Consider the following 19316-nt stretch of genomic DNA (forward strand, 5'->3'; position numbering starts at 1 on the left):
CCATGGGGTGGCGTTCACGCTTATATGGGACAATTTCGGGAGGGGGTGCGTTACGTGTTCAAGAAGAATCGGCACGGAATCCAGATCAAGAGCGCCGAGCAGTTGGAGAAGATGCGTGCGGCCGGCCTGGTCGTCGCCCGCACACTGGAACTGCTCCGGACGTCGGTCCGGGCCGGGATGACGCCGCTCGACCTCGACGCCATCGCCGAAGAGGCCATCCGGGGCGAGGGCGCGATCCCGTCGTTCAAGGGCTACCAGGGCTTCCCCGCCACGATCTGCGCCTCCGTGAACGACGAGGTCGTCCACGGCATCCCCACCGACAGCCGCGCGCTCCGCGAGGGCGACATCATCTCGATCGACTGCGGCGCGATCCTCGACGGGTGGCACGGCGACTCGGCGATCACCGTCGGGATCGGCGAGGTCGACCCCGCGCTGACCGAGCTCATGCGGGTGACCGAGGAGGCCATGTGGCGGGGCATCGGCGCCCTGCGGGTGGGCGGGCACCTGTCCGACATCGGCCATCAGGTCGAGCAGTACGTGCGTTCTCAGGGCCGTTACGGCATCCCCCAGGAGTACGGCGGCCACGGCATCGGCACCGAGATGCACATGGATCCGTGGGTGGCCAACCACGGCCGGCCGGGGCGCGGCCCCCGCTTCGAGGCCGGCATGTGCCTGGCGATCGAGCCGATGGTGAACCTCGGCACGGACCGGACCAAGGTGCTGGGCGACGACTGGACGGTCGTGACGGTCGACGGCCGCGCCTCCGCCCATTTCGAGCACAGTGTCGCGGTGACGGAGAACGGCCCCCTCGTTCTCACGGCGCTCGACGGTGGAGCCTCCCGTTTCCCCGGTGTGGGCGCGGGCCAGGGGGAGAGCGTCTCCTGAACCTGACGCCCGTTCCGGCGGCGCGTGAACAATAATGGTCGTATCGCTCAAATGACCGGGAGATGGTGATGGCGGCAGCGCCGGAGATGCGGGCCTCCGACGGCGATCGTGACCGGGTCGCCGCGGCACTGCGCGAGCACGTGGCCGAGGGCAGGCTCACCATCGACGAGTTCAATGAGCGGCTTGAGCAGGTGTACCAGAGCCGTACGTACGGGGAACTCGCCACGCTCACCTCCGACCTGCCCGCGATCGACCTGCACCGGCTGCCCGCCGCCGTTGCGCCCGCGGGACGGCCGGGCCCCGCCCGGCGTGACGGGAAGGCGCAGGGCAGCGTCAAGAGCGCATGGTCCGCCTGGGCGGCCGCCAGCGCCGTGAGCTGGATGATCTGGCTCCTGTCCACGGTCGCCTCGGGCCATCTCATTCCTCCGTGGCCGATGTGGGTCATGGGCCCCTGGGGCGTAATCCTCCTGATCAAGACGGTCTCCGACCGGGGCGGACAGTCCCGGCGCGACACCTGAGCGTTCTTTACCGTAGGGCCGCCGTCGCGGGAGCCGCGGGCGGGTAGACGACCGGTGTCGCGATGTGCGGTCCCTCTCGGGCCGCGTCCCCGCGGTGATCGGGCCGCACCCACCCGCGTCGGCATTTCGGCGGTGCCGGGCGGGCGGGTGCGGCGGCGTCCCCCGCGACGCCCCGAAGGAACAGGCCGGCGCCGAATTGGCGGGCGGCCCCCTCCGGGGGTACTCTGTGATCTGGTTGTGTCGGGACCCCTGCCGTTGTTTCGCAATTCGGCCCGGGTTGCCGTACACTCCTTTGTCGGTTCACTATGACCTTTGCGCCTAGGCGGCCTGGCTGGTCGCTGCTCTCTGGAAGCGCCCGAAGGTCGCGGCTGCTTAGTGTTCCGAAGCCTCAGACGATCCGATCACTGAAACGCGAGGGCCATGGCCAAGAAAGACGGCGCCATCGAGATTGAGGGCACTGTTATTGAGTCGCTCCCGAACGCCATGTTCAGGGTGCAGCTCGACAACGGTCACAAGGTCCTGGCCCACATCAGCGGGCGGATGCGGATGCATTACATCAGGATCCTGCCCGACGACCGGGTTGTCGTGGAGTTGAGCCCCTACGACTTGAGTCGTGGGCGGATCGTCTACCGGTACAAGTAGCCCCCCCGTCAGCGGGACGGGCCGTATGCGGAACGAATAAGGACTATGAAGGTCAAGCCGAGCGTCAAGAAGATCTGCGACAAGTGCAAGGTGATTCGCCGGCACGGTCGCGTCATGGTGATCTGCGACAACCTGCGCCACAAGCAGCGTCAGGGCTGAGCACAGCTCTCAGTACGTCGCCACCGGGCCCCGGCTGAGTCCGCCCCTGCGGCGGACTCGGCCAGCGAACGGGCCGGAACAACGAAATCGCGCCACACACCCGCGCAGGCGGTCTCCGCGAGGAGTCCGTACCACGCGGGAGACCCCCGGTCGGAGGCCGGGGCCCTCGCCCGGGCATGGGAGGGGAAGTGTGGCGTTAGACCTCCGCCACACTGAAGGAGAATGCCCGACCATGGCCCGCCTGGTTGGCGTCGACCTCCCCCGCGACAAGCGGCTGGAGATCGCTCTCACCTACATTTTCGGAATCGGCCGCACCCGTGCCAAGGAAATCCTTGACGCGACCGGCATCAGCCCCGACATGCGCGTCCACCAGCTCACGGACGCCGAGCTCGTTCCGATGCGTGACTACATCGAGGCGAACTACAAGATCGAGGGTGACCTGCGCCGCGAGGTTCAGGCCGACATCCGACGCAAGATCGAAATCGGCTGCTACCAGGGCATCCGGCACCGCAAGGGGCTGCCTGTCCACGGTCAGCGGACGCAGACGAACGCGCGCACCCGCAAGGGTAAGAAGAAGACCGTCGCCGGTAAGAAGAAGCCGGGCAAGAAGTAGTCCTTAGCAGCCACATTTCCAGGAGTTAGCGCTTCAATGCCGCCGAAGAGCCGCCAGGGCGCACCGAAGAAGGTGCGCCGCAAGGAAAAGAAGAACGTCGCTCACGGGCACGCCCACATCAAGAGCACGTTCAACAACACCATCGTTTCGATCACCGACCCGAACGGGAACGTGATCTCCTGGGCCAGCGCCGGCCACGTCGGGTTCAAGGGCTCTCGCAAGTCCACCCCGTTCGCCGCGCAGATGGCTGCCGAGAACGCCGCTCGCCGTGCCATGGAGCACGGCATGCGCAAGGTCGACGTCTTCGTCAAGGGCCCCGGCTCCGGCCGTGAGACCGCGATCCGTTCGCTTCAGGCGACCGGTCTCGAGGTCGGGTCCATCCAGGACGTGACCCCGGTCCCGCACAACGGCTGCCGTCCGCCCAAGCGCCGTCGCGTCTGAGCTCAGGAGAGTAGAAAGAAATGGCTCGTTACACGGGTCCGGACTGCAAGCTCTGCCGCCGTGAGAAGACCAAGCTCTTCCTCAAGGGTAAGAAGTGCGAGTCCGCCAAGTGCCCCATCGAGATCCGCCCGTACCCGCCGGGTGAGCACGGCCGTGGCCGTCCGAAGGAGTCGGAGTACCAGCTCCAGCTTCGTGAGAAGCAGAAGACCCGTCGGATCTACGGCGTCCTCGAGAAGCAGTTCCACAACTACTACGAGGAAGCCAACCGCAAGGGTGGCAAGACGGGTGAGAACCTCCTCCAGATCCTGGAGAGCCGTCTCGACAACGTGGTCTACCGCGCCGGCTTCGCCGAGTCGCGTGACGCGGCCCGCCAGCAGGTGCGCCACGGCCACTTCATCGTGAACGGCAAGAAGGTCGACATCCCGTCGTACCGCGTGCGCGAGCACGACATCATCGAGGTGCGCGAGAAGTCGCGCAACCTGCTTCCGTACGAGGTGGCCCGCGCGAGCGCCGGCGACAAGACCGTCCCGGCCTGGCTGGGCTCCTCGACCGAGAACATGCGGATCCTCGTGCACCAGCTCCCGGTCCGCCAGCAGATCGACACGCTGGTCCAGGAGCAGCTGATCGTCGAGCTCTACTCCAAGTAGTAGGGCCCCGGCAGTTTCATGACGCCGTACGGCCGGTACACTCCGGCCGTACGGCATCATGGTTGTAGGCGAGCGGCGTCAAATAGCGGGCGTCGCCGTAACCCAGGGGCTCCTCGTCCACCGTAACGGGGCCGTCCCGGATCCAGGAGATCCAGATGCTCATCGCACAGCGCCCGAGCCTCCAGGAGGAGTCGCTCGAGGAGCACCGGTCCAGGTTCATCATCGAGCCGCTCGAGCCGGGCTTCGGTTACACCATCGGCAACTCGCTGCGGCGGACCCTGCTGTCCTCCATCCCGGGGGCGGCGGTCACCAGCATCCGCATCGAGGGCGTGCTCCACGAGTTCTCGACCGTGCCCGGGGTCAAGGAAGACGTCACCGACATCATCCTGAACCTCAAGTCGCTGGTCGTCTCCTCCGAGCACGACGAGCCCGTGGTGATGTACCTGCGCAAGCAGGGCCCGGGTGAGGTCACCGCGGCCGACATCGCGCCGCCCGCGGGTGTCGAGGTGCACAACCCCGACCTGCACATCGCCACGCTGAACGGCAAGGCGAAGCTGGAGATGGAGCTGACCGTCGAGCGCGGTCGCGGCTATGTCTCCGCCGCTCAGAACAAGCAGCCGGGCCAGGAGATCGGCCGGATTCCGATCGACTCGATCTACTCTCCGGTGCTCAAGGTCACCTACAAGGTCGAGGCCACCCGTGTCGAGCAGCGCACGGACTTCGACCGCCTGATCCTCGACGTCGAGACCAAGCCGTCCATGAAGCCCCGCGACGCGGTGGCCTCGGCCGGCAAGACCCTGGTCGAGCTGTTCGGCCTGGCCCGCGAGCTCAACGTCGAGGCCGAGGGCATCGACATCGGCCCGTCGCCGACGGACGCGGCTCTCGCGGCCGACCTGGCGCTGCCGATCGAGGAGCTCAACCTCACCGTCCGTTCGTACAACTGCCTCAAGCGCGAGGGCATCCACACCGTGGGTGAGCTCGTCGCCCGCAGCGAGCAGGACCTGCTGGACATCCGCAACTTCGGCGCCAAGTCGATCGAAGAGGTCAAGCAGAAGCTGCACGAGATGGGTCTGGCTCTCAAGGACTCCCCGCCCGGGTTCGACCCCTCCGCGGTCGCCGGCGGCGGGTACGACGACGAGGACGGCGGGTTCATCGAGACCGAGCAGTACTGATCGCCGGTCTTTCAGCAGCGGCACCACCGGCTCGTGCCGCCCGTCGAGGGCGGCATGAGCCGGCGATGACAAGTCACGACCGGTACTCCGGTCGGCCCGACCCCGGTACCTGACACGGCCGGAGCGGGTTAGCCATGAGGAGCATGAAATGCCCAAGCCCACCAAGGGCGCCCGCCTCGGCGGCAGCCCGGCCCACGAGCGGCTGATCCTGGCGAACCTCGCCACCTCGCTGTTCCAGAACGGCCGGATCACCACCACCGAGGCCAAGGCCAGGCGTCTCCGCCCGCTCGCGGAGAAGCTGATCACCAAGGCGAAGAAGGGCGACATGCACAACCGTCGCCAGGTGCTGACGGTCGTCCGCGACAAGGGCATCGTCCACCACCTCTTCACCGAGATCGCCCCGACGTTCGCCGAGCGTCCCGGTGGCTACACCCGGATCACCAAGCTCGGCCCGCGCAAGGGCGACGCCGCTCCGATGGCGGTCATCGAGCTGGTCACCGAGCAGCTGAACCCGGTCAGGGTCTCCCGTACGGCTCCGGCCGCGTCCGCCGCCGAGGCCGCTCCGGCCGAGGTCGAGGAGACGCCGGCCGCGCAGGACGAGGCCGCCGAGGGCGCCGCCGCCGAGACGGCGGAGGCTCCCGAGGCCGCCGAGTCTGAGTCGGCACAGGGTGACAAGAAGGACGAGGCCTGATCCCAGGCTCTGTGAGCGGGCTCAGTTTCCCTTCCGGGGATGCTGGGCCCGCTCTTCGTTTGTGCACCGTACGAGGGATGGCGTGGAGCGAGAACTGCGGCTGAGGCTGGACCTGGGGTACGACGGCACGGACTTCTCGGGCTGGGCGCGCCAGCCGGGGCGGCGCACCGTGCAGGGGGAGATCGAGGACGCGCTGGGCCGTGTCCTTCGTCTGGACGCCCCGCCGTCGCTCACCGTCGCGGGCCGCACCGACGCCGGCGTCCACGCGAGGGGGCAGGTGGCGCACGTCGACCTCCCGCTCGCCGCGCTGGCCGCCGTCTCGTCCGTGCGTGCCCCCGTCCCCGAGGATCCGGAACGGGCGTGGGGAGAGCGCGGCGCTGAGTGGCTCGGTGCGCTGACGAGGCGGCTGGCGGGGGTGCTCCCCCTCGACGTGCGGGTGCACACCGTCAGCGTGGCTCCGGAGGGCTTCGACGCCCGGTTCTCCGCGCTGTCGCGCCGCTACGGCTATCGCGTCGGCGACGTCCCCGGCGGGGTGGACCCGCTCCGGCGGCGTGAGGTGCTGTGGTACGCCCGGCCGCTGGACGTGGACCTGCTGAACGCGGCGGCCGCCCGTCTGCTGGGCGAGCGCGACTTCGCCGCCTTCTGCCGCAGGCGCGAGGGCGCGACCACGATCCGCGAGCTGCAGCGGCTCGACTGGGTCAGGGGCGCGGACGGGATCCTCCTCGCGACCGTGGTCGCCGACGCCTTCTGCCATTCGATGGTCCGGGCGCTGGTCGGCTCGCTGCTGACCGTGGGGGAGGGCAGGCGGCCCGTCGAGTGGCCCGCCGAGGTGCTGGCGAGAGCCGTACGAGACTCGGGTGTGCACGTCGCTCCCGCGCACGGTCTCACCCTTGAGGAGGTGCGCTACCCCGCGCCTGAGGAGCTGGCACGGCGGGCCGCCGCGACCCGCCGCGTGCGCACGCTGAGCTCCTGACGGCGTGGCCGCGCGGCGCGTGGCCCCCGTGGGGAGACCACGCGCCGGGATCGTCAGCGCGAGGCGCGCTTCTCGATCACCTTCGCCATGCTGTCCCGGAAGGCGCCGCTGATCGGCGCGAGGTTCTTGTCGTTCGCGTCCGGGGTGTGGCCGTCGGCGTAGGTGGCGTAGCTGAACACGATGTAGCGTCCCCACACCATGCCGGCGGCGTAGCCGCCGGAGATCGACACCTTGTCGGCCCGGTTCTTCTGGTCGCCGTCGAGGCCGCGGAACCAGACGTTCGCGCCGAGATCCTTGGCCTGGTCCACGGCGAGGGCCTCGGTCTTGCCGGGCAGCACGGCGATGCCCGTGGTCACGGCGTACTGGCGCTTGCCGTCCACGTAGGTGGCCCTGAGCACCCTGCGGCACTGCTGCTCGGTGAGGGCCTGCGCGAACGCGCCCGCCGCCGCCTTCTCGCAGTCGTCGGTCACGTCGGCCTTGACCCGGCGGTACGTGATGCCCGCCAGCGTCACCTTCTCGTCCGGGAACGCCTCTCCCGGCTTGAGGGTCTTGGGGTCGGTCTGCTCCGAGTCGAGGATGGCGGAGGAGACCGAGGCGGTCGGCTGCGGCTCGTCCGAGGGGGGCGTGGTGGTGGTCGCCGGCGGGCGGGCGGCCTGGTCGCCGTCCGGCTCACCCGAGTAGGCGAAGTAGGCCGCGGTGCCGATCGCCGCCACGACGACCACCGCACCGGCGGCCATCAGGATCCGCTTGACCTTGCCGCCGGAGGAGGAAGGGCTGCTGGAGCCCAGCGTCGCCGGGAGGTTGCTCCCAGAGGAGGGGGCGGAGGGGTTCGGCCCGAATCCGCCTGGAGGCGCCGGCTTGCCCGCCTTGGCAGGTGTCACCGGCGTGAACGCGAACGGGGTCTCACCCGTCGACTGCGAGGGCGAACCGTTCGTGGGAGAGGTTGTCGCCATCTGTCCTGAATTGGGGTCGGGGGAGTCCGCTCCGGAGGCGCCGTCGCTCGCGGACGGGCCCGGGGGCGGCGGGTCGGATGGCGCCGCACCCGGGGGCGCGGCGGATGGCGGGACATCCGAGGGGGACGTCGCGGACGGCGACTGGGACGGTGACTGAGACGCCATGTGACCCTGCGTCTCGTCCTGTCTCCCCAGTGGTGTCCCGGACGGTGCGTTGTACTGCGCCTGACCAGGCGCGATCGATGTCTGCGTGGGCGCTTGGAACGGCTCCTCCGGCTGCGGGGGGAGCAGCGGCTGCGTCGTCCTGTCGTGGGCCTGGTGCTGCGGTTCGCTGTGCGGAGTGCCCTGCTGTCCGGGGTGCGGGAGACCATGGCCGGGTTCGTACGGTGCGCCGGGCGCCGGGAACCCCTCGATCGGGGTCACCGCATGGCCGATCTCGGTCCCGAAGCTGCCGGGTGGCCCGGCGTGACCCGGCCCAGCGTGATCCGGCCCAGCGTGATCCGGCCCGGCGGGATACGGCGCCGGCGCGTCCGGTGGGGGGATGCTCCCCGCGGGAGCGTCCTGTCCGGGATCGCCCGGCGTTGGCGTGCCCGTCTGTCCCGGTCCTTTGGTGGGCACGCCCGCAGGCGCGCCGGCCTGGCCGGGCGCGGTGGTGTCGTAGGGCCCGGTGGTGTGGGGTCCCGTGGTGTGGGGCCCGGTGCTGTGCTCGGGTGCGGTGGTGTCGTAGGGACCGGTGGTGTCGTGGGGCCCGGGGGTCTGGTCGGGCGCGGTGCTGTGGTCGGACGTGCCGCCTGGCTCGTCAGGGCCCGGACGCTCGCCGGACATGCCCTCGGGCGCCTGCGCCGAGCCGGGCTCGCCCTGGTAGGCGTTCGTCGGGGGCCAGGAGGTGCCCGCGGGCATCTCCCCCTGCGGGTACGGCTCACCGGGCAGCCGTGGCGGCCACACGGGCACGTCGCCGGGCTCCCCGGGGTGGACCGCGTCCGGGGACATGGCTCCCTGGGCGTACATCTCCGGCTGCCCGGCCGGGAAATCCGGACCGGGCTGCGGCATGTACTGGGGGTCGTACTGCGGCGGGAGGGCGGGTGGGTACCCCTGGTGGGGCGCCGGTGCCGGGGCCGGTGCCTGCGGCCAGGCCTCCCCGCCGGGCGGCTGCCCCCCGTCGGGGGCGGGCCCCCACTCGGAGAACGTCGGCACGCCGGGCGCCGTCTCGCCGGGCTGGGCCCAGGGAGCCCCGGTGTTCTGCTGATCCGGCCCGTAGGAGGCCGGCGCTGCGGTCTGCTGATCCGGCCCGTAGGAGGCCGGAGCCGGGGGCGGGCCGCCGGGCTGCGACCAGGAAGGGGGCCCGGCCGGGCCATTCCACCCCCCGCCGTGAGATCCCTCGCCGTACGGCGAGGGGGACGCGCCGAAGGCGCCGGGCCGGGCGCCGGGATCGGCGACGGGGGCCGGCCACATGTGCGGGGCTCCCGCTCCCGGAGGCGGCGGCTCCTGCTGCCACGGCTGCGGAGCCGAGCCCGGGGGCGGTTGCTCCCAGGCCGGCGTTCCGGGGCCATACGGAGACCACGGCTGCGCTCCCGCGCCGGCCGGCGACTGCCACCCCGGGTTGGGTCCCTCCGTGGGCGGCTGCTGCCACCCCGGGTTGGGCTGCCATCCCGGGTTGGGTCCGTCCGCGGGCGGCTGCCAGGCGTGGGGTCCGGGGCCGTACGGGGGCTGCTGTGGGCCGGGCTGCTGTGGGCCGGGCGGCGGCGGGGGAGTCTGGGGGTAGGCGGGCCCGCCCGCGCCCTGCGGGGGCTGCCAGGGCGGCTGTGCGGGCTGCCAGGACGGCGCTTCCGGGCCCGGCGGGTGCTGTTCCCAACGCACGGCGTTCGGGTCGGCCGGAGGCTGCCACGAGGAGACTGCCTGGCCGTCGGGCTGCCACGGGGCAACTGCCTGGCCCTCGGGCTGCCACGAGGGCGCGGCCGGGTCCGGAACCGGCGGCCGCTGATCGGCGTGCTCCGCCGGAGGCCGCCACGGAGGGGTGGCCGGAGCCGGGGGCTGCCATGCGGGCGGGCCGTATCCGGGATGACCATGTGCGCCGTGACCCGGCTGCTGCTGGTCTTCGTGTCCGGCCGGCTGCCACGAGTGGATGCCCTGGCTTTCCGGCTGCTGCCAGGAAGGCGTTCCCGGGCCGTACGCGGCCTGCGGCGGCACCGCGCTGTGACCCGGGCCGGTTCCGGGGCCGGAACCGGCTCCGGGATACGGCTCACCGGACGCGGGCAGGCCGAGGGCCTCGTCGCCGGGGCGGCGCGGCGCGGGAAGGTCCCCGGCGTCCCCCGATACTCCGGCGTTCCCGGGCACGCTCGTATTCCCGGGCACGTCGGCATTCCCGGGCATACCGGCGTTTTCCGGTAGGCCGGGGTCGGCCGGTGGAGGGCCGTACGCCGGAACGGCCCTGAACCTGTTCGTGCTCTCCGGGTCGTCGTCCGCCGGTTCCGGTGCCCCGAGACCGCCAGGAGGGCCGTACCTCGTCGGGTGGGACACGGCCGGAAGCCGGTCCGCCGCACCGGCGGCGTCCGGGGCCCAGGCCGTGCCGTCGTCCGCCGGTGGCTGCCCGGATCCGGCCGGCGGTGTCTGGCCGAAGCTCGGAGGTGGCGTCGGAGGTGTCGCCGAGCCCTCGGCGTCCGCCTCGCGGCGGGCCCACGCCGTTTCGTGTTCGTGCTCGGAAGCGGAATCCTTGCCACGCATAGCCGGAAGCGTAACGGCGTGGGCGCGATCGGCGTGCCCCTATGGGCGTTTCGGTCCGAGCCGCCCCGGCTCGCCCACCGGCGTTCACCTCAGTGAACGCCTGGCCTCAGATGGGACCACCCTTCAGCGAACGGGTGTCGAGGGCAGGGAAAACAGTCGCATCGGTGACGTCCACCGCGGTCTGGTAGAGCCGTTTGAGCTCGTTCTTGGCCGGTTTATGGCCGTCCTTGAACTGGAACCAGAGCAGCACCGCGTAGTGGCCGTGGGTCCAGCCGCCCGCGTACGCCTCGCCGGCGCCGAGGTGCTTGGTGGCCTCGTCCTTGCCCGGCAGCGGCTTGAGGTAGTCCTTGCGCTCGCCGCCGCCTCCGGCGGAGGCGACCTTCTTCGCCGTGGCGGAGGTTTTGAGGTTGGCGACGCCCACGGTGCCGATGACCGTGCCCTTGGAGTCAGCGAAGCTGGCCCGCAGCAGTTGCGTGCATCCGCCCGCCTTGAGCGCCTTGGTTATTTTGTCGCCGGTGACGCCGTCCGCGCACTTTTTCTCCTTACGGAACGTCGTGCGAACGTACGACCGCTTGTTCTTGACGAATTTGCCCTTGGCGAACAGCTCTCGCAGCGACAGCGGACTTTTGTCGGTCGTCCGTGACGCGGTGTAGCCGAACTTGCCGAGAGGGCCTTCGGAGACGAGCGGTGGTCTGGGGCGGGCGGTGGGCGTCGGGGCGGCGACCGGCGGCTTCTCGTTGCGCGCGGCGTACCACAGGCCGGTGAACAGCGCCCCGATCAGGAGCAGCAGGGCGAGGCCGAGAGCCCAGGGGCGACGCCACCAGGGTCCCTTCGCGTCCGGATCCCACACGGGCTCCGGCGGCGGAGGCACCCGCGGCGCCGTCGGCTGCCGCCGCACGTCCCAGTCGCCGCCCGGCTGTCCGCCCGGCTGGCCGCCCGTCTGTCCGCCGGGTGGGGACGCGTACGGACCCGACGCGAGCTCCTCCGCACGGCGGGGGCTCTCCTGCTCGTACGGCCCGCGCCCGCCGTACGGCGGCTGCTCGGGCTGCTGCGGATAGGGCTGCTGTTGATGGGGCTGCTGTGGGTAGGGCTGGTAGGGCGCCTGCTCACGTTCGTACGGCGACTGCTCACGCTCGTACGGCGATTGCTCGCGGGCGTACGGCGACTGCTCGCGCTGGTACGGCGGCTGGCCGTAGGGCGGCGCGTCGCGACGTCCGGCGAGGGGAGGGTCGTCCCCGCCGGAGTACGGCGGCAGGTCCCGCCTGCGGGGATCCTGGGGATGATGCGGCGGAGGTGGTTGCTGGTCGCCGGGATAACCCATGGCGCTGAGATTAGTCGGCTATTCGGACACATGAGGAAGCGTCAGGAATACCCGAAGTCCTCGGTCCACCACAGGCCGCCCTCGCCCGCGCTCACGCCGACCCCGGTCGCGACCAGGCGGCAGTCGAGCAGCGTGGCGCGGTCGCTCCGCCCGGCCATCCAGCCGCGGACGACCGCCTCGGCGGTCTGGTAGCCCCTGGCGATCGTCTCGGCGCCCCCGTCGGAGTAGCCCGCCGCGCCCATGCGGTCCCAGGGAGAGGCGCCTCCCGGGGAGCTGTGCCGGAACAGCTGGCTCGACGCCATCTCGGCCGAGTGCGCGCGGGCGGACTCCACCAGGCGGGGGTCCATGCGCAGGGACCGGCAGCCGTGCCTGCGGCGCTCGGCGTTGACCAGGCGCACGACCTCGGCCTCCATCGAGGCGGAGCGCATCGAGTCGGCGTCGTACGCGTCGCCGCCGTCCGTCCCGGGCGTGAGAACGGTGTGCCGCGAGCCGTTTTCGGAGCCGTCGATCAGCGTGGAGGACGGCCTTTCCTTCCGGGGCCGGCGCTGCGGCACCTGCCGGGGAGCGACCGGAGCCACGGTGTGCAGCACGTGGTCGAGGGTGGGGCGCTCACGCGGCACCGCGCCCGCCGCGCTCACGCTCGGCGACGGGGACGGCTCCGACTTGCGCAGATAGACGTCGTCGACCTCGCCCGACCTGGTGCTCATCCTGCCGATCACGACACCGGTGAGCAGGATGGCGACGGCGCATGCCAGCAAACCCATCTGAGTCCCCCGTAAGGGGACACGGAAGGTGTGATTTTTGTGAGGGGTCTGCGACATACCGCAGTCAAATATAGAGATCTGCGCCATGAGGAAGAAGAGGCGAATGGGTATGGATTTGATGAACGTTCAAATGAGTCGTTCCAATGCCCCGTACCGCTCGCTGTTTTGACCAGGTGGCATCGGGTCGGTAGGCTGCTAGTTCGTTGTGTGTGGATCGGTCTGTCCGCAGACCGGTGCACGGCGCGTCCGGCGTCTTCTCCCGTACATGTGGAGACGGAGGTTGTCGCCGTGCCTGCGCAACCTACCGAGAGTTCACATTCCGACAGAAGGCACTGCCGTGCGCACGTTCTCACCGAAGCCCAACGACGTCGAACGTCAGTGGTACGTCATCGACGCGACCGACGTCGTGCTCGGCCGGCTGGCCAGCCAGGTGGCGACCCTGCTCCGCGGGAAGCACAAGCCGATCTTCGCTCCGCATGTCGACACGGGTGACTTCGTCATCGTCATCAACGCCGGCAAGATCGCCCTGAGCGGCAACAAGCTCGAGCAGAAGAAGGCCTACCGCCACTCGGGCTACCCCGGCGGTCTGCGCTCCGTCAGCTACGGCGAGCTCATGGCGAAGCGTCCGGACCAGGCCGTGGAGAAGGCCGTCCGCGGCATGCTCCCCAAGAACGCCCTGGGTCGCAAGATGGCCAAGAAGCTCAAGGTCTACGCCGGCGCCGAGCACCCGCACCAGGCCCAGCAGCCGGTGTCCTTCCAGATCACCCAGATCGCCCAGTAATCGCGAGCCAGGAAAGTTAAGAGGAGAACCGTGGCCGAGCCCACCGGTATCGAGACGCTCGTCGAGGGCGAGCCGGAAGAGTACACCGCGGAGGAGTTCCCCTCCGAATACACCACCGAGTCGGCCGCCGCCGGCGAGGGCGCCGTGCGCAAGCCCGTCACCACGGGCAACTCGTACGGCACCGGCCGCCGCAAGGAGGCCATCGCCCGTGTCCGCATCGTGCCGGGCACCGGCAAGTGGACGATCAACGGCCGCTCGCTGGAGAGCTACTTCCCGAACAAGGTCCACCAGCAGCTGATCAACGAGCCGTTCGTCGTGCTGGGCGCCGAGGACGCGTTCGACGTCATCGCCCGCATCGACGGCGGCGGCGTGACCGGCCAGGCCGGCGCGCTGCGCATGGGCCTGTCCCGCGCGCTCGCCGTTCTGGACGCCGAGGTCAACCGCCCGCCGCTGAAGAAGGCCGGCTTCCTCACCCGTGACGCCCGCGCCACGGAGCGGAAGAAGTACGGCCTCAAGAAGGCCCGCAAGGCTCCTCAGTACAGCAAGCGTTAATGTCGCAGGAGCCCGTAGGCGCCCCCTCCCGGGGGCGCCTCTTCGGCACCGACGGGGTACGCGGGGTCGCCGGGCGCGACCTCACCGCGGAGCTGGCCATGGACCTGTCCGTGGCCGCCGCGCATGTGCTCGGCGACGCCGGGGCGTTCCACGCCAGTGTCGGGCGGCGCGGCCGCCCGATCGCCGTCGTAGGCCGGGACCCGCGGGCTTCAGGAGAGTTCCTGGAGGCCGCCGTGGTCGCCGGCCTCGCGTCGTCCGGTGTGGACGTCCTGCGGCTCGGCGTGCTGCCCACCCCGGCGGTCGCGTACCTGACCAACGCGCTGGGGGCCGACCTCGGCGTCATGCTCTCCGCGTCGCACAACCCCGCGCCGGACAACGGCATCAAGTTCTTCACCCGCGGCGGCTACAAGCTGCCCGACGCGGTGGAGAACGAGATCGAGCAACGGCTCGGGGAGAAGTGGGAGCGTCCGGTCGGATCGTCGGTCGGCCGGGTCCGCGAGGCGTACGGCGAGGCCGACCGATACGTCTCCCACCTGCTGACCACGCTGCCCCACCGGCTCGACGGCCTGCGGGTCGTCGTCGACTGCGCGCACGGCGCGGCGCACATGGTCGCTCCGGAGGCGCTGCTGCGCGCCGGCGCGACCGTGGAGACCATCGGCGCCGCCCCGGACGGGTTGAACATCAACGACGGCGTGGGCTCGACCCACCTGGCCGCGCTGCGTAAGGCCGTCGTCGACGGCGGTGCCGACCTGGGCATCGCCTATGACGGCGACGCCGACCGCTGCCTCGCCGTCACGGGTGCGGGTGAGGAGATCGACGGCGACCAGATCATGGCGATCCTGGCCCTGTCGATGTATGCCGACGGCCGCCTCGCCAAGGACACGGTCGTCGCGACGGTCATGTCCAACCTGGGGTTCAAGCTCGCCCTGCGGGAGGCCGGCCTGTCCGTGGTGGAGACCGCGGTCGGCGACCGCTACGTCCTGGAGGCGATGCAGGACGGCGGCTACACCCTGGGCGGCGAGCAGTCCGGTCACGTGATCATGCTGGATCACGCCACGACCGGGGACGGCCTGCTCACCTCGCTGCACCTGATGGCCGAGGTGGCCCGCCAGGGCCGCTCCCTCGCCGACCTCGCCTCGGCGATGACGAAGCTGCCGCAGGTGCTCGTCAACGTCCGGGACGTGGCGAAGTCGAAGGCGTCCGCCCCCGAACTGCGGGCGGCCGTGGCCGAGGCCGAGGCGGAACTCGGTGACTCCGGCCGGGTGCTGATCCGGCCGAGCGGCACCGAGCCCATGATCCGGATCATGGTCGAGGCCTCGTCGCACGACCAGGCCAAGGCCGTGGCGGACCGCCTCGCGGAGGTCGTCCGCACGGTCTGCGCCTGACGCCGCACGCGTCACGATTCCTGAGGACCCCGCCGGGCGCGCGCCCGGCGGGGTTCCTTATTGGAAACCCTTCTCAATTGCGTAATGTGCGCGTAACACTGATTCATGTCTTGTTTGACCGATGTTCGGTCGAATTCGGTAAGAGGCCGGGAAAAGGAATCGGACGCGCTGCGCGCACTGGTGGACCGGGCCAGAGCCGGCGCGGGCGGATGCCTGCTCCTCCTCGGCGGACCGGGTGCGGGAAAGACCGCGCTGCTCGACCTCGCCGCCGCGCACGCGGCCACCGGCGCCCCCGGCGAGCCGGGGTTCCTCGTGCTCCGCACCCAGGGCGTCGCGGGTGAGACCCACCTGCCGTACGCCGGGCTGCACGCCCTGCTCGGCCCGATCACCGATCGGCTGGACACGCCGGCGGCCGATACGCGGGTGCTCGCCGAGGCGCTGCGGACCGGCGCCGACGCCGGCGGCCTGGCGCTGCCGGCCGCGTTGCTGCGGCTCCTGCGGGCCGCCGGTCGTCCGGTGCTGGTGTGCGCCGACGACCTCCAGCGGCTCGACGCCCCCAGCCGGGAGGCGTTCTGCTTCGTGGCCCGCCGGGTGGGGACGATCCCCGTCGCCGTGCTGCTGGCCTGCGCGGAGCCCGGCACCGCCCCCGACGGCCTGCCCACGCTGCCGCTCGCCCCGCTCGACGAGAGGGCGTCGCGGCAGGTGCTCGACGACCTCGTCCCCGACGGCCTGCCGGGAGACCTGCGTACGGCGCTGGTCCGGGCGGCCCGGGGCAACCCGCTCGCACTCGCGGAACTCGCCGGCGCGCTGACCGATGAGCACCGTGAGGGCACGGCGCCGCCGCCGCAGACGCCGCCGCGGGGCGGCCGGCTGTGGCGGGCGTACGCCGACCGGCTCCTCGGCCTGCCCGCCGACACGGCCGACCTCGTCACGCTGATCGCGGCCGATCCCGGCATCGACGCGGTCACGCTGACGCGCGCGGCGGAGGCGCGGTCCGGGCTGGCGGCGCTGGAGGCGGCGGAGGCCGCGGGCGTCGTCGTCGAGTTGCCGGACGGCGGCTTCGACCTCGCCGACCCGCTCCTGCGCCACGTGGCCTACGCCGAGGCGTCCCTCGCCCGGAGGCGGGCCGCTCACCGCCTGCTCGCGGGCCTTCTCGGCGATGTCTCCGGCGATGTTTCCGGTGAGGGTGCCGGTGAGGGTGCCGCCGATGCCTCCGGCGATGACTCCGGAGGGGAGCGCCGGCGGCTGCGGCGGGCGTGGCATCGCGCCGCCGCCCTCGACGGTCCCGCTGGTGAGCTCGCCGAGGACCTCGTACGGGCACTGGCGGAGATGCCGAAGGCGACGACGGCGGCCTTCCCGGAACCGTTCCGCGTCCTCGAACGGGCGGCCGAGCTCACCGGGCACGGCGAGACCAAGGCCGCACGGCTCGCGGCCGCCGCCCAGCACGCCTGGCGGGCGGGGCAGCCGCAGCGGGCGCGGTCGCTGCTGGCCAGGATCGACACGCTCACGGCCGGCGCCGAGGTGCGCGGCCGGGCCGAGCTGCTCAGGGGCAGCCTGGAGCTGCGGGCGGGCAAGACCGACAGCGCCTGCGACACGCTGCTCGCCGCCGCGGAGCGGCTGCTGCGCACCGACCGCGAGCAGGCCGTACGCGCGCTGGTCCGAGCGGGTGAGGCGAGCTACCTGGCGGGGGACAACCGGCGGTTCCTGACGATCGCCCGGCGGGCAGAGACGCTGCGGCGGCCCGACGACGCCCACCTCACGCGCATGGCGCTGGAGTATCTCGGGGGCATGGCCGCGACGTTCCGCGGCAGGCACAGGGAGGCGACCGCGTCCCTGCGCCGCGTCGCCACCGGGGTGATGGCGCCGTCCTCGGCCGGCAGTCCCTCGGCGCTCGTGTGGGGCGGGGTGGCGAGCCTCCTGCTCGGCAACGGCGCCGCCGCGCTCACCCTGACCTCCCGGGCGGTCGAGGTCGCGCGTGCCCACGGCGCGGTCGCCAGCATGCCGCAGATGCTGGAGATCCTCATCCAGGCCCAGCAGTGGATGGGCCGTTACGACGCGGTGGCGGCCAACGCGATGGACGGCCTGCGCCTGGCGCAGGAGACGGGCCGTGCCGTCAGCGGCGCGCAGCACCTGGCCTGGCTCGCCTTCACCGCCGCCGTCGAGGGCGACGAGGAGACGTGCGCCCTGCGGGCAGCGCGCGCCGTCGAGCTGGCCGCCGCCCACGGCGTCAGCGTGGCCGAGGCGCTCGGCACGCTCGCGCTGGCCCATCTGGACGTCGCGGCCAACCGCCACGCCGACGCGGTCAACCGCCTGCGCGTGGTGGCCCGCACGGGAGACCCCCTCGTCGTACGGGTGATGGCGACGCCGCTGCTCGTTGAGAGCACCGTACGGACGGGGGACGTCGCGCAGGCGCGGGACGCGCTGGTCGTGCTGGAACGCTGGGCGGACAGCACCCGCGACCCCGACCGGCTGGCGCTGGCGGCCCGATGCCACGCGCTCCTGGCGTCCCCGGACGAGGCCGGGGAGCGTTTCGCCCAGGCGCTGGAACTGCACCGGCAAGGGTCGTGCGCGTTCGAGACCGCGCGCACGCGACTGTTGTACGGCGGCATGCTCCGGCGGTCGCGCCGCCCGGGAGCCGCCCGCGAGCACTTGCACGGCGCGCTGGAGACGTTCGAACGGTACGGCGCCCGCCTGTGGAGCGCGCACGCCCGCGCGGAGCTGCGGGCGGCGGGGGAGTCGGTGCGGCCCTCGGGCTCCCGTTCCGAGGCCGGCCGGCTGCTCACGGCGCAGCAGTTCCAGATCGCCACCCTGGTGGCGGAGGGCGCGACGAACCGGGAGGTGGCGGCGCGGCTGTTCATCAGCCCGCGCACGGTGGAGCACCACCTGAGGAACATCTTCGCCAGGCTCGGTGTGCGCTCCCGGGTCGAACTGGCCCGCCTGCTGCCGTGAGGGCCGGCAGACGGGTGACGATCAGATCATCTCTGGAACCGGCCGCGGGGCCGGTGGTCCGCCGGGGCCCCGCCCGTGGTCGGCGGGGACCGGTGATTTCACCGATGCGCGTACGGGCTGACGGCGCGACAGTGACGACGGTCAGACCGTTCGCGGGAACCGGCCCGTGGGGCCGTTCCCACTCCTATCCCCCAAGGAGTGCACCGACGTGCCGACACACCCCCCAACCCCATTCCTCCACCGGACGTCCTCCATGGTCACGAGGCTGGCGCTCGTCGTGCTGCTCGCGCTGGCCGGCGGTCTCCTCACCGCTCCCGCCGCCCACGCCGCCGTACACGGCCCGGACCCGACGGACGCGCTCCTCGAGTCGTCGCGCGGGCCGTACGCGACCGCGCAGACCGACGTGTCGTCGTTGTCCGTGAGCGGCTTCGGCGGCGGAACCATCTACTACCCGACCACCACGTCCGAAGGGACGTTCGGCGGTGTGGCCATCGCTCCCGGCTACACGGCCGACAAGTCCAGCCTCGCCTGGCTGGCCGCCCGACTCGCCTCGCACGGCTTCGTGGTGTTCAACATCGACACGCTGACGCGGCTCGACCAGCCCGACAGCCGGGGCCGGCAGTTGCTGGCCGCGCTCGACTACCTGACCCAGCGCAGCTCGGTCCGCGGCCGGGTGGACGCGACCAGGCTCGGCGTCATGGGCCACTCGATGGGCGGCGGCGGCACACTTGAGGCCGTCGACGACCGGCCGTCCGTGCGGGCCGCGGTCCCGCTGACCCCGTGGAACCTCGACAAGACCTGGTCGGGCGTCCGGACGCCCACGCTGATCATCGGCGCCGAGGCCGACACCGTCGCGCCGGTCGCCTCGCACGCGGTGCCCTTCTACACCAGCCTGTCCTCGTCCCTCGACAAGGCGTACTTGGAGCTGAACGGCGCCACCCACTTCGCGCCGAACACGACCAACACCACCATCGGCAAGTACGCCGTGGCCTGGATGAAGCGGTTCGTCGACGACGACACCCGCTACGACCAGTTCCTGTGCCCCGGCCCCGGCAGAAGCCTGACCGTCGAGGAATACCGCAGCACCTGCCCGTTCTGACCTACCAGGAGTGTGGACGGCCCGCCGATCGCGGCGGGCCGTCCGCACGG

General features: G+C 71.7%; 19 protein-coding genes. 16 read left to right on the forward strand and 3 right to left on the reverse strand.

What is annotated here, in order from left to right; all coding sequences use genetic code 11:
* Positions 1-54: 54 nt before the first annotated feature.
* The 10 genes from map to truA all read left to right on the forward strand — a co-directional run bounded on the left by map (position 55) and on the right by truA (position 6741).
* Positions 55-885 (forward strand): type I methionyl aminopeptidase, encoded by an 831-nt coding sequence (gene map / locus FLX07_RS07640; RefSeq protein WP_142569027.1) that lies wholly within the window; start codon positions 55-57, stop codon positions 883-885.
* 68 nt (positions 886-953) lie between these two features.
* Complete coding sequence (locus tag FLX07_RS07645) at positions 954-1403, forward strand: DUF1707 SHOCT-like domain-containing protein (RefSeq protein ID WP_142569030.1); 450 nt, start codon at positions 954-956, stop codon at positions 1401-1403.
* Between the two features lie 420 nt (positions 1404-1823).
* Positions 1824-2045 carry a translation initiation factor IF-1 gene (infA, locus tag FLX07_RS07650; RefSeq protein WP_030508344.1) on the forward strand — a complete coding sequence of 74 codons (222 nt, stop codon included), beginning with the start codon at positions 1824-1826 and terminating at the stop codon, positions 2043-2045.
* A gap of 45 nt (positions 2046-2090) precedes the next feature.
* Positions 2091-2204 (forward strand): 50S ribosomal protein L36, encoded by a 114-nt coding sequence (gene rpmJ / locus FLX07_RS07655; protein ID WP_003956441.1) that lies wholly within the window; start codon positions 2091-2093, stop codon positions 2202-2204.
* A 232-nt stretch (positions 2205-2436) separates the two neighbouring features.
* The gene (gene rpsM / locus FLX07_RS07660) at positions 2437-2817 is read left to right on the forward strand and encodes a 30S ribosomal protein S13 (RefSeq protein ID WP_142569032.1); all 381 of its coding nucleotides are present in this window, start codon (positions 2437-2439) and stop codon (positions 2815-2817) included.
* 36 nt (positions 2818-2853) lie between these two features.
* Positions 2854-3258, forward strand: a complete 405-nt coding sequence (gene rpsK / locus FLX07_RS07665; RefSeq protein ID WP_020542285.1) for a 30S ribosomal protein S11 — start codon at positions 2854-2856, stop codon at positions 3256-3258.
* Between the two features lie 20 nt (positions 3259-3278).
* The gene (gene rpsD, locus FLX07_RS07670; RefSeq protein ID WP_142569034.1) at positions 3279-3905 is read left to right on the forward strand and encodes a 30S ribosomal protein S4; all 627 of its coding nucleotides are present in this window, start codon (positions 3279-3281) and stop codon (positions 3903-3905) included.
* Between the two features lie 155 nt (positions 3906-4060).
* Positions 4061-5077: a DNA-directed RNA polymerase subunit alpha gene (locus FLX07_RS07675; RefSeq protein ID WP_030508347.1), complete on the forward strand. Its 1017-nt coding sequence runs from the start codon at positions 4061-4063 to the stop codon at positions 5075-5077.
* A 148-nt stretch (positions 5078-5225) separates the two neighbouring features.
* On the forward strand, positions 5226-5768 hold the full coding sequence (gene rplQ / locus FLX07_RS07680) for a 50S ribosomal protein L17 (RefSeq protein ID WP_142569036.1): 543 nt from the start codon (positions 5226-5228) through the stop codon (positions 5766-5768).
* Positions 5769-5850: 82 nt separating this feature from the next.
* Positions 5851-6741 carry a tRNA pseudouridine(38-40) synthase TruA gene (gene truA, locus FLX07_RS07685; protein WP_142569039.1) on the forward strand — a complete coding sequence of 297 codons (891 nt, stop codon included), beginning with the start codon at positions 5851-5853 and terminating at the stop codon, positions 6739-6741.
* A gap of 53 nt (positions 6742-6794) precedes the next feature.
* Here truA and FLX07_RS07690 read toward each other — a convergent pair whose 3' ends face one another.
* The gene (locus tag FLX07_RS07690) at positions 6795-9146 is read right to left on the reverse strand and encodes a hypothetical protein (protein WP_142569041.1); all 2352 of its coding nucleotides are present in this window, start codon (positions 9144-9146) and stop codon (positions 6795-6797) included.
* A gap of 621 nt (positions 9147-9767) precedes the next feature.
* Between FLX07_RS07690 and FLX07_RS07695 the strand changes: the two genes are divergently transcribed.
* Positions 9768-10082, forward strand: a complete 315-nt coding sequence (locus FLX07_RS07695; protein ID WP_142569042.1) for a hypothetical protein — start codon at positions 9768-9770, stop codon at positions 10080-10082.
* A gap of 439 nt (positions 10083-10521) precedes the next feature.
* On the opposite strand, the gene FLX07_RS07700 is transcribed toward FLX07_RS07695, so the two are convergent.
* Both FLX07_RS07700 and FLX07_RS07705 read right to left on the reverse strand, forming a co-directional pair.
* Positions 10522-11736 carry a hypothetical protein gene (locus FLX07_RS07700; RefSeq protein ID WP_142569044.1) on the reverse strand — a complete coding sequence of 405 codons (1215 nt, stop codon included), beginning with the start codon at positions 11734-11736 and terminating at the stop codon, positions 10522-10524.
* 41 nt (positions 11737-11777) lie between these two features.
* Complete coding sequence (locus FLX07_RS07705; RefSeq protein WP_167748153.1) at positions 11778-12500, reverse strand: CAP domain-containing protein; 723 nt, start codon at positions 12498-12500, stop codon at positions 11778-11780.
* Positions 12501-12837: 337 nt separating this feature from the next.
* On the opposite strand from FLX07_RS07705, the gene rplM reads away from it, so the two are divergent.
* The 5 genes from rplM (at position 12838) to FLX07_RS07730 (ending at position 19266) form a co-directional block, all read left to right on the forward strand.
* Positions 12838-13281, forward strand: coding sequence for a 50S ribosomal protein L13 (gene rplM, locus FLX07_RS07710; RefSeq protein WP_142569048.1), 444 nt, complete (start codon positions 12838-12840; stop codon positions 13279-13281).
* A gap of 30 nt (positions 13282-13311) precedes the next feature.
* Positions 13312-13833: a 30S ribosomal protein S9 gene (gene rpsI, locus FLX07_RS07715; RefSeq protein WP_142569050.1), complete on the forward strand. Its 522-nt coding sequence runs from the start codon at positions 13312-13314 to the stop codon at positions 13831-13833.
* A complete protein-coding gene (glmM, locus tag FLX07_RS07720) occupies positions 13833-15218 on the forward strand; it encodes a phosphoglucosamine mutase (protein ID WP_142569052.1) in 1386 nt (461 codons plus the stop codon). Before rpsI ends, glmM begins: the two co-directional genes overlap by 1 nt.
* A gap of 105 nt (positions 15219-15323) precedes the next feature.
* Entirely contained in the window at positions 15324-18167 is a 2844-nt protein-coding gene (locus FLX07_RS07725) for a LuxR family transcriptional regulator (protein WP_142569054.1), read from the forward strand.
* Between the two features lie 253 nt (positions 18168-18420).
* The gene (locus tag FLX07_RS07730) at positions 18421-19266 is read left to right on the forward strand and encodes an alpha/beta hydrolase family protein (protein ID WP_142569056.1); all 846 of its coding nucleotides are present in this window, start codon (positions 18421-18423) and stop codon (positions 19264-19266) included.
* The last annotated feature ends 50 nt before the right edge of the window (positions 19267-19316 follow it).

This window comes from Microbispora bryophytorum (assembly GCF_006874465.1).
Lineage (GTDB): Bacteria > Actinomycetota > Actinomycetes > Streptosporangiales > Streptosporangiaceae > Microbispora > Microbispora bryophytorum.

Bases quoted from the DNA above. Each gene is read 5' to 3' on its own strand.
- FLX07_RS07705 (WP_167748153.1), bottom strand. From the start codon at position 12,500: ATGGGTTTGCTGGCATGCGCCGTCGCCATCCTGCTCACCGGTGTCGTG.
- rplQ (WP_142569036.1), top strand. From the start codon at position 5,226: ATGCCCAAGCCCACCAAGGGCGCCCGCCTCGGCGGCAGCCCGGCCCAC.
- glmM (WP_142569052.1), top strand. From the start codon at position 13,833: ATGTCGCAGGAGCCCGTAGGCGCCCCCTCCCGGGGGCGCCTCTTCGGC.
- FLX07_RS07730 (WP_142569056.1), top strand. From the start codon at position 18,421: ATGGTCACGAGGCTGGCGCTCGTCGTGCTGCTCGCGCTGGCCGGCGGT.
- FLX07_RS07690 (WP_142569041.1), bottom strand. From the start codon at position 9,146: ATGTGGCCGGCCCCCGTCGCCGATCCCGGCGCCCGGCCCGGCGCCTTC.
- FLX07_RS07725 (WP_142569054.1), top strand. From the start codon at position 15,324: ATGTCTTGTTTGACCGATGTTCGGTCGAATTCGGTAAGAGGCCGGGAA.
- rpsM (WP_142569032.1), top strand. From the start codon at position 2,437: ATGGCCCGCCTGGTTGGCGTCGACCTCCCCCGCGACAAGCGGCTGGAG.
- FLX07_RS07645 (WP_142569030.1), top strand. From the start codon at position 954: ATGGCGGCAGCGCCGGAGATGCGGGCCTCCGACGGCGATCGTGACCGG.
- FLX07_RS07675 (WP_030508347.1), top strand. From the start codon at position 4,061: ATGCTCATCGCACAGCGCCCGAGCCTCCAGGAGGAGTCGCTCGAGGAG.
- infA (WP_030508344.1), top strand. From the start codon at position 1,824: ATGGCCAAGAAAGACGGCGCCATCGAGATTGAGGGCACTGTTATTGAG.
- rpsK (WP_020542285.1), top strand. From the start codon at position 2,854: ATGCCGCCGAAGAGCCGCCAGGGCGCACCGAAGAAGGTGCGCCGCAAG.
- rpsD (WP_142569034.1), top strand. From the start codon at position 3,279: ATGGCTCGTTACACGGGTCCGGACTGCAAGCTCTGCCGCCGTGAGAAG.
- FLX07_RS07700 (WP_142569044.1), bottom strand. From the start codon at position 11,736: ATGGGTTATCCCGGCGACCAGCAACCACCTCCGCCGCATCATCCCCAG.
- rpmJ (WP_003956441.1), top strand. From the start codon at position 2,091: ATGAAGGTCAAGCCGAGCGTCAAGAAGATCTGCGACAAGTGCAAGGTG.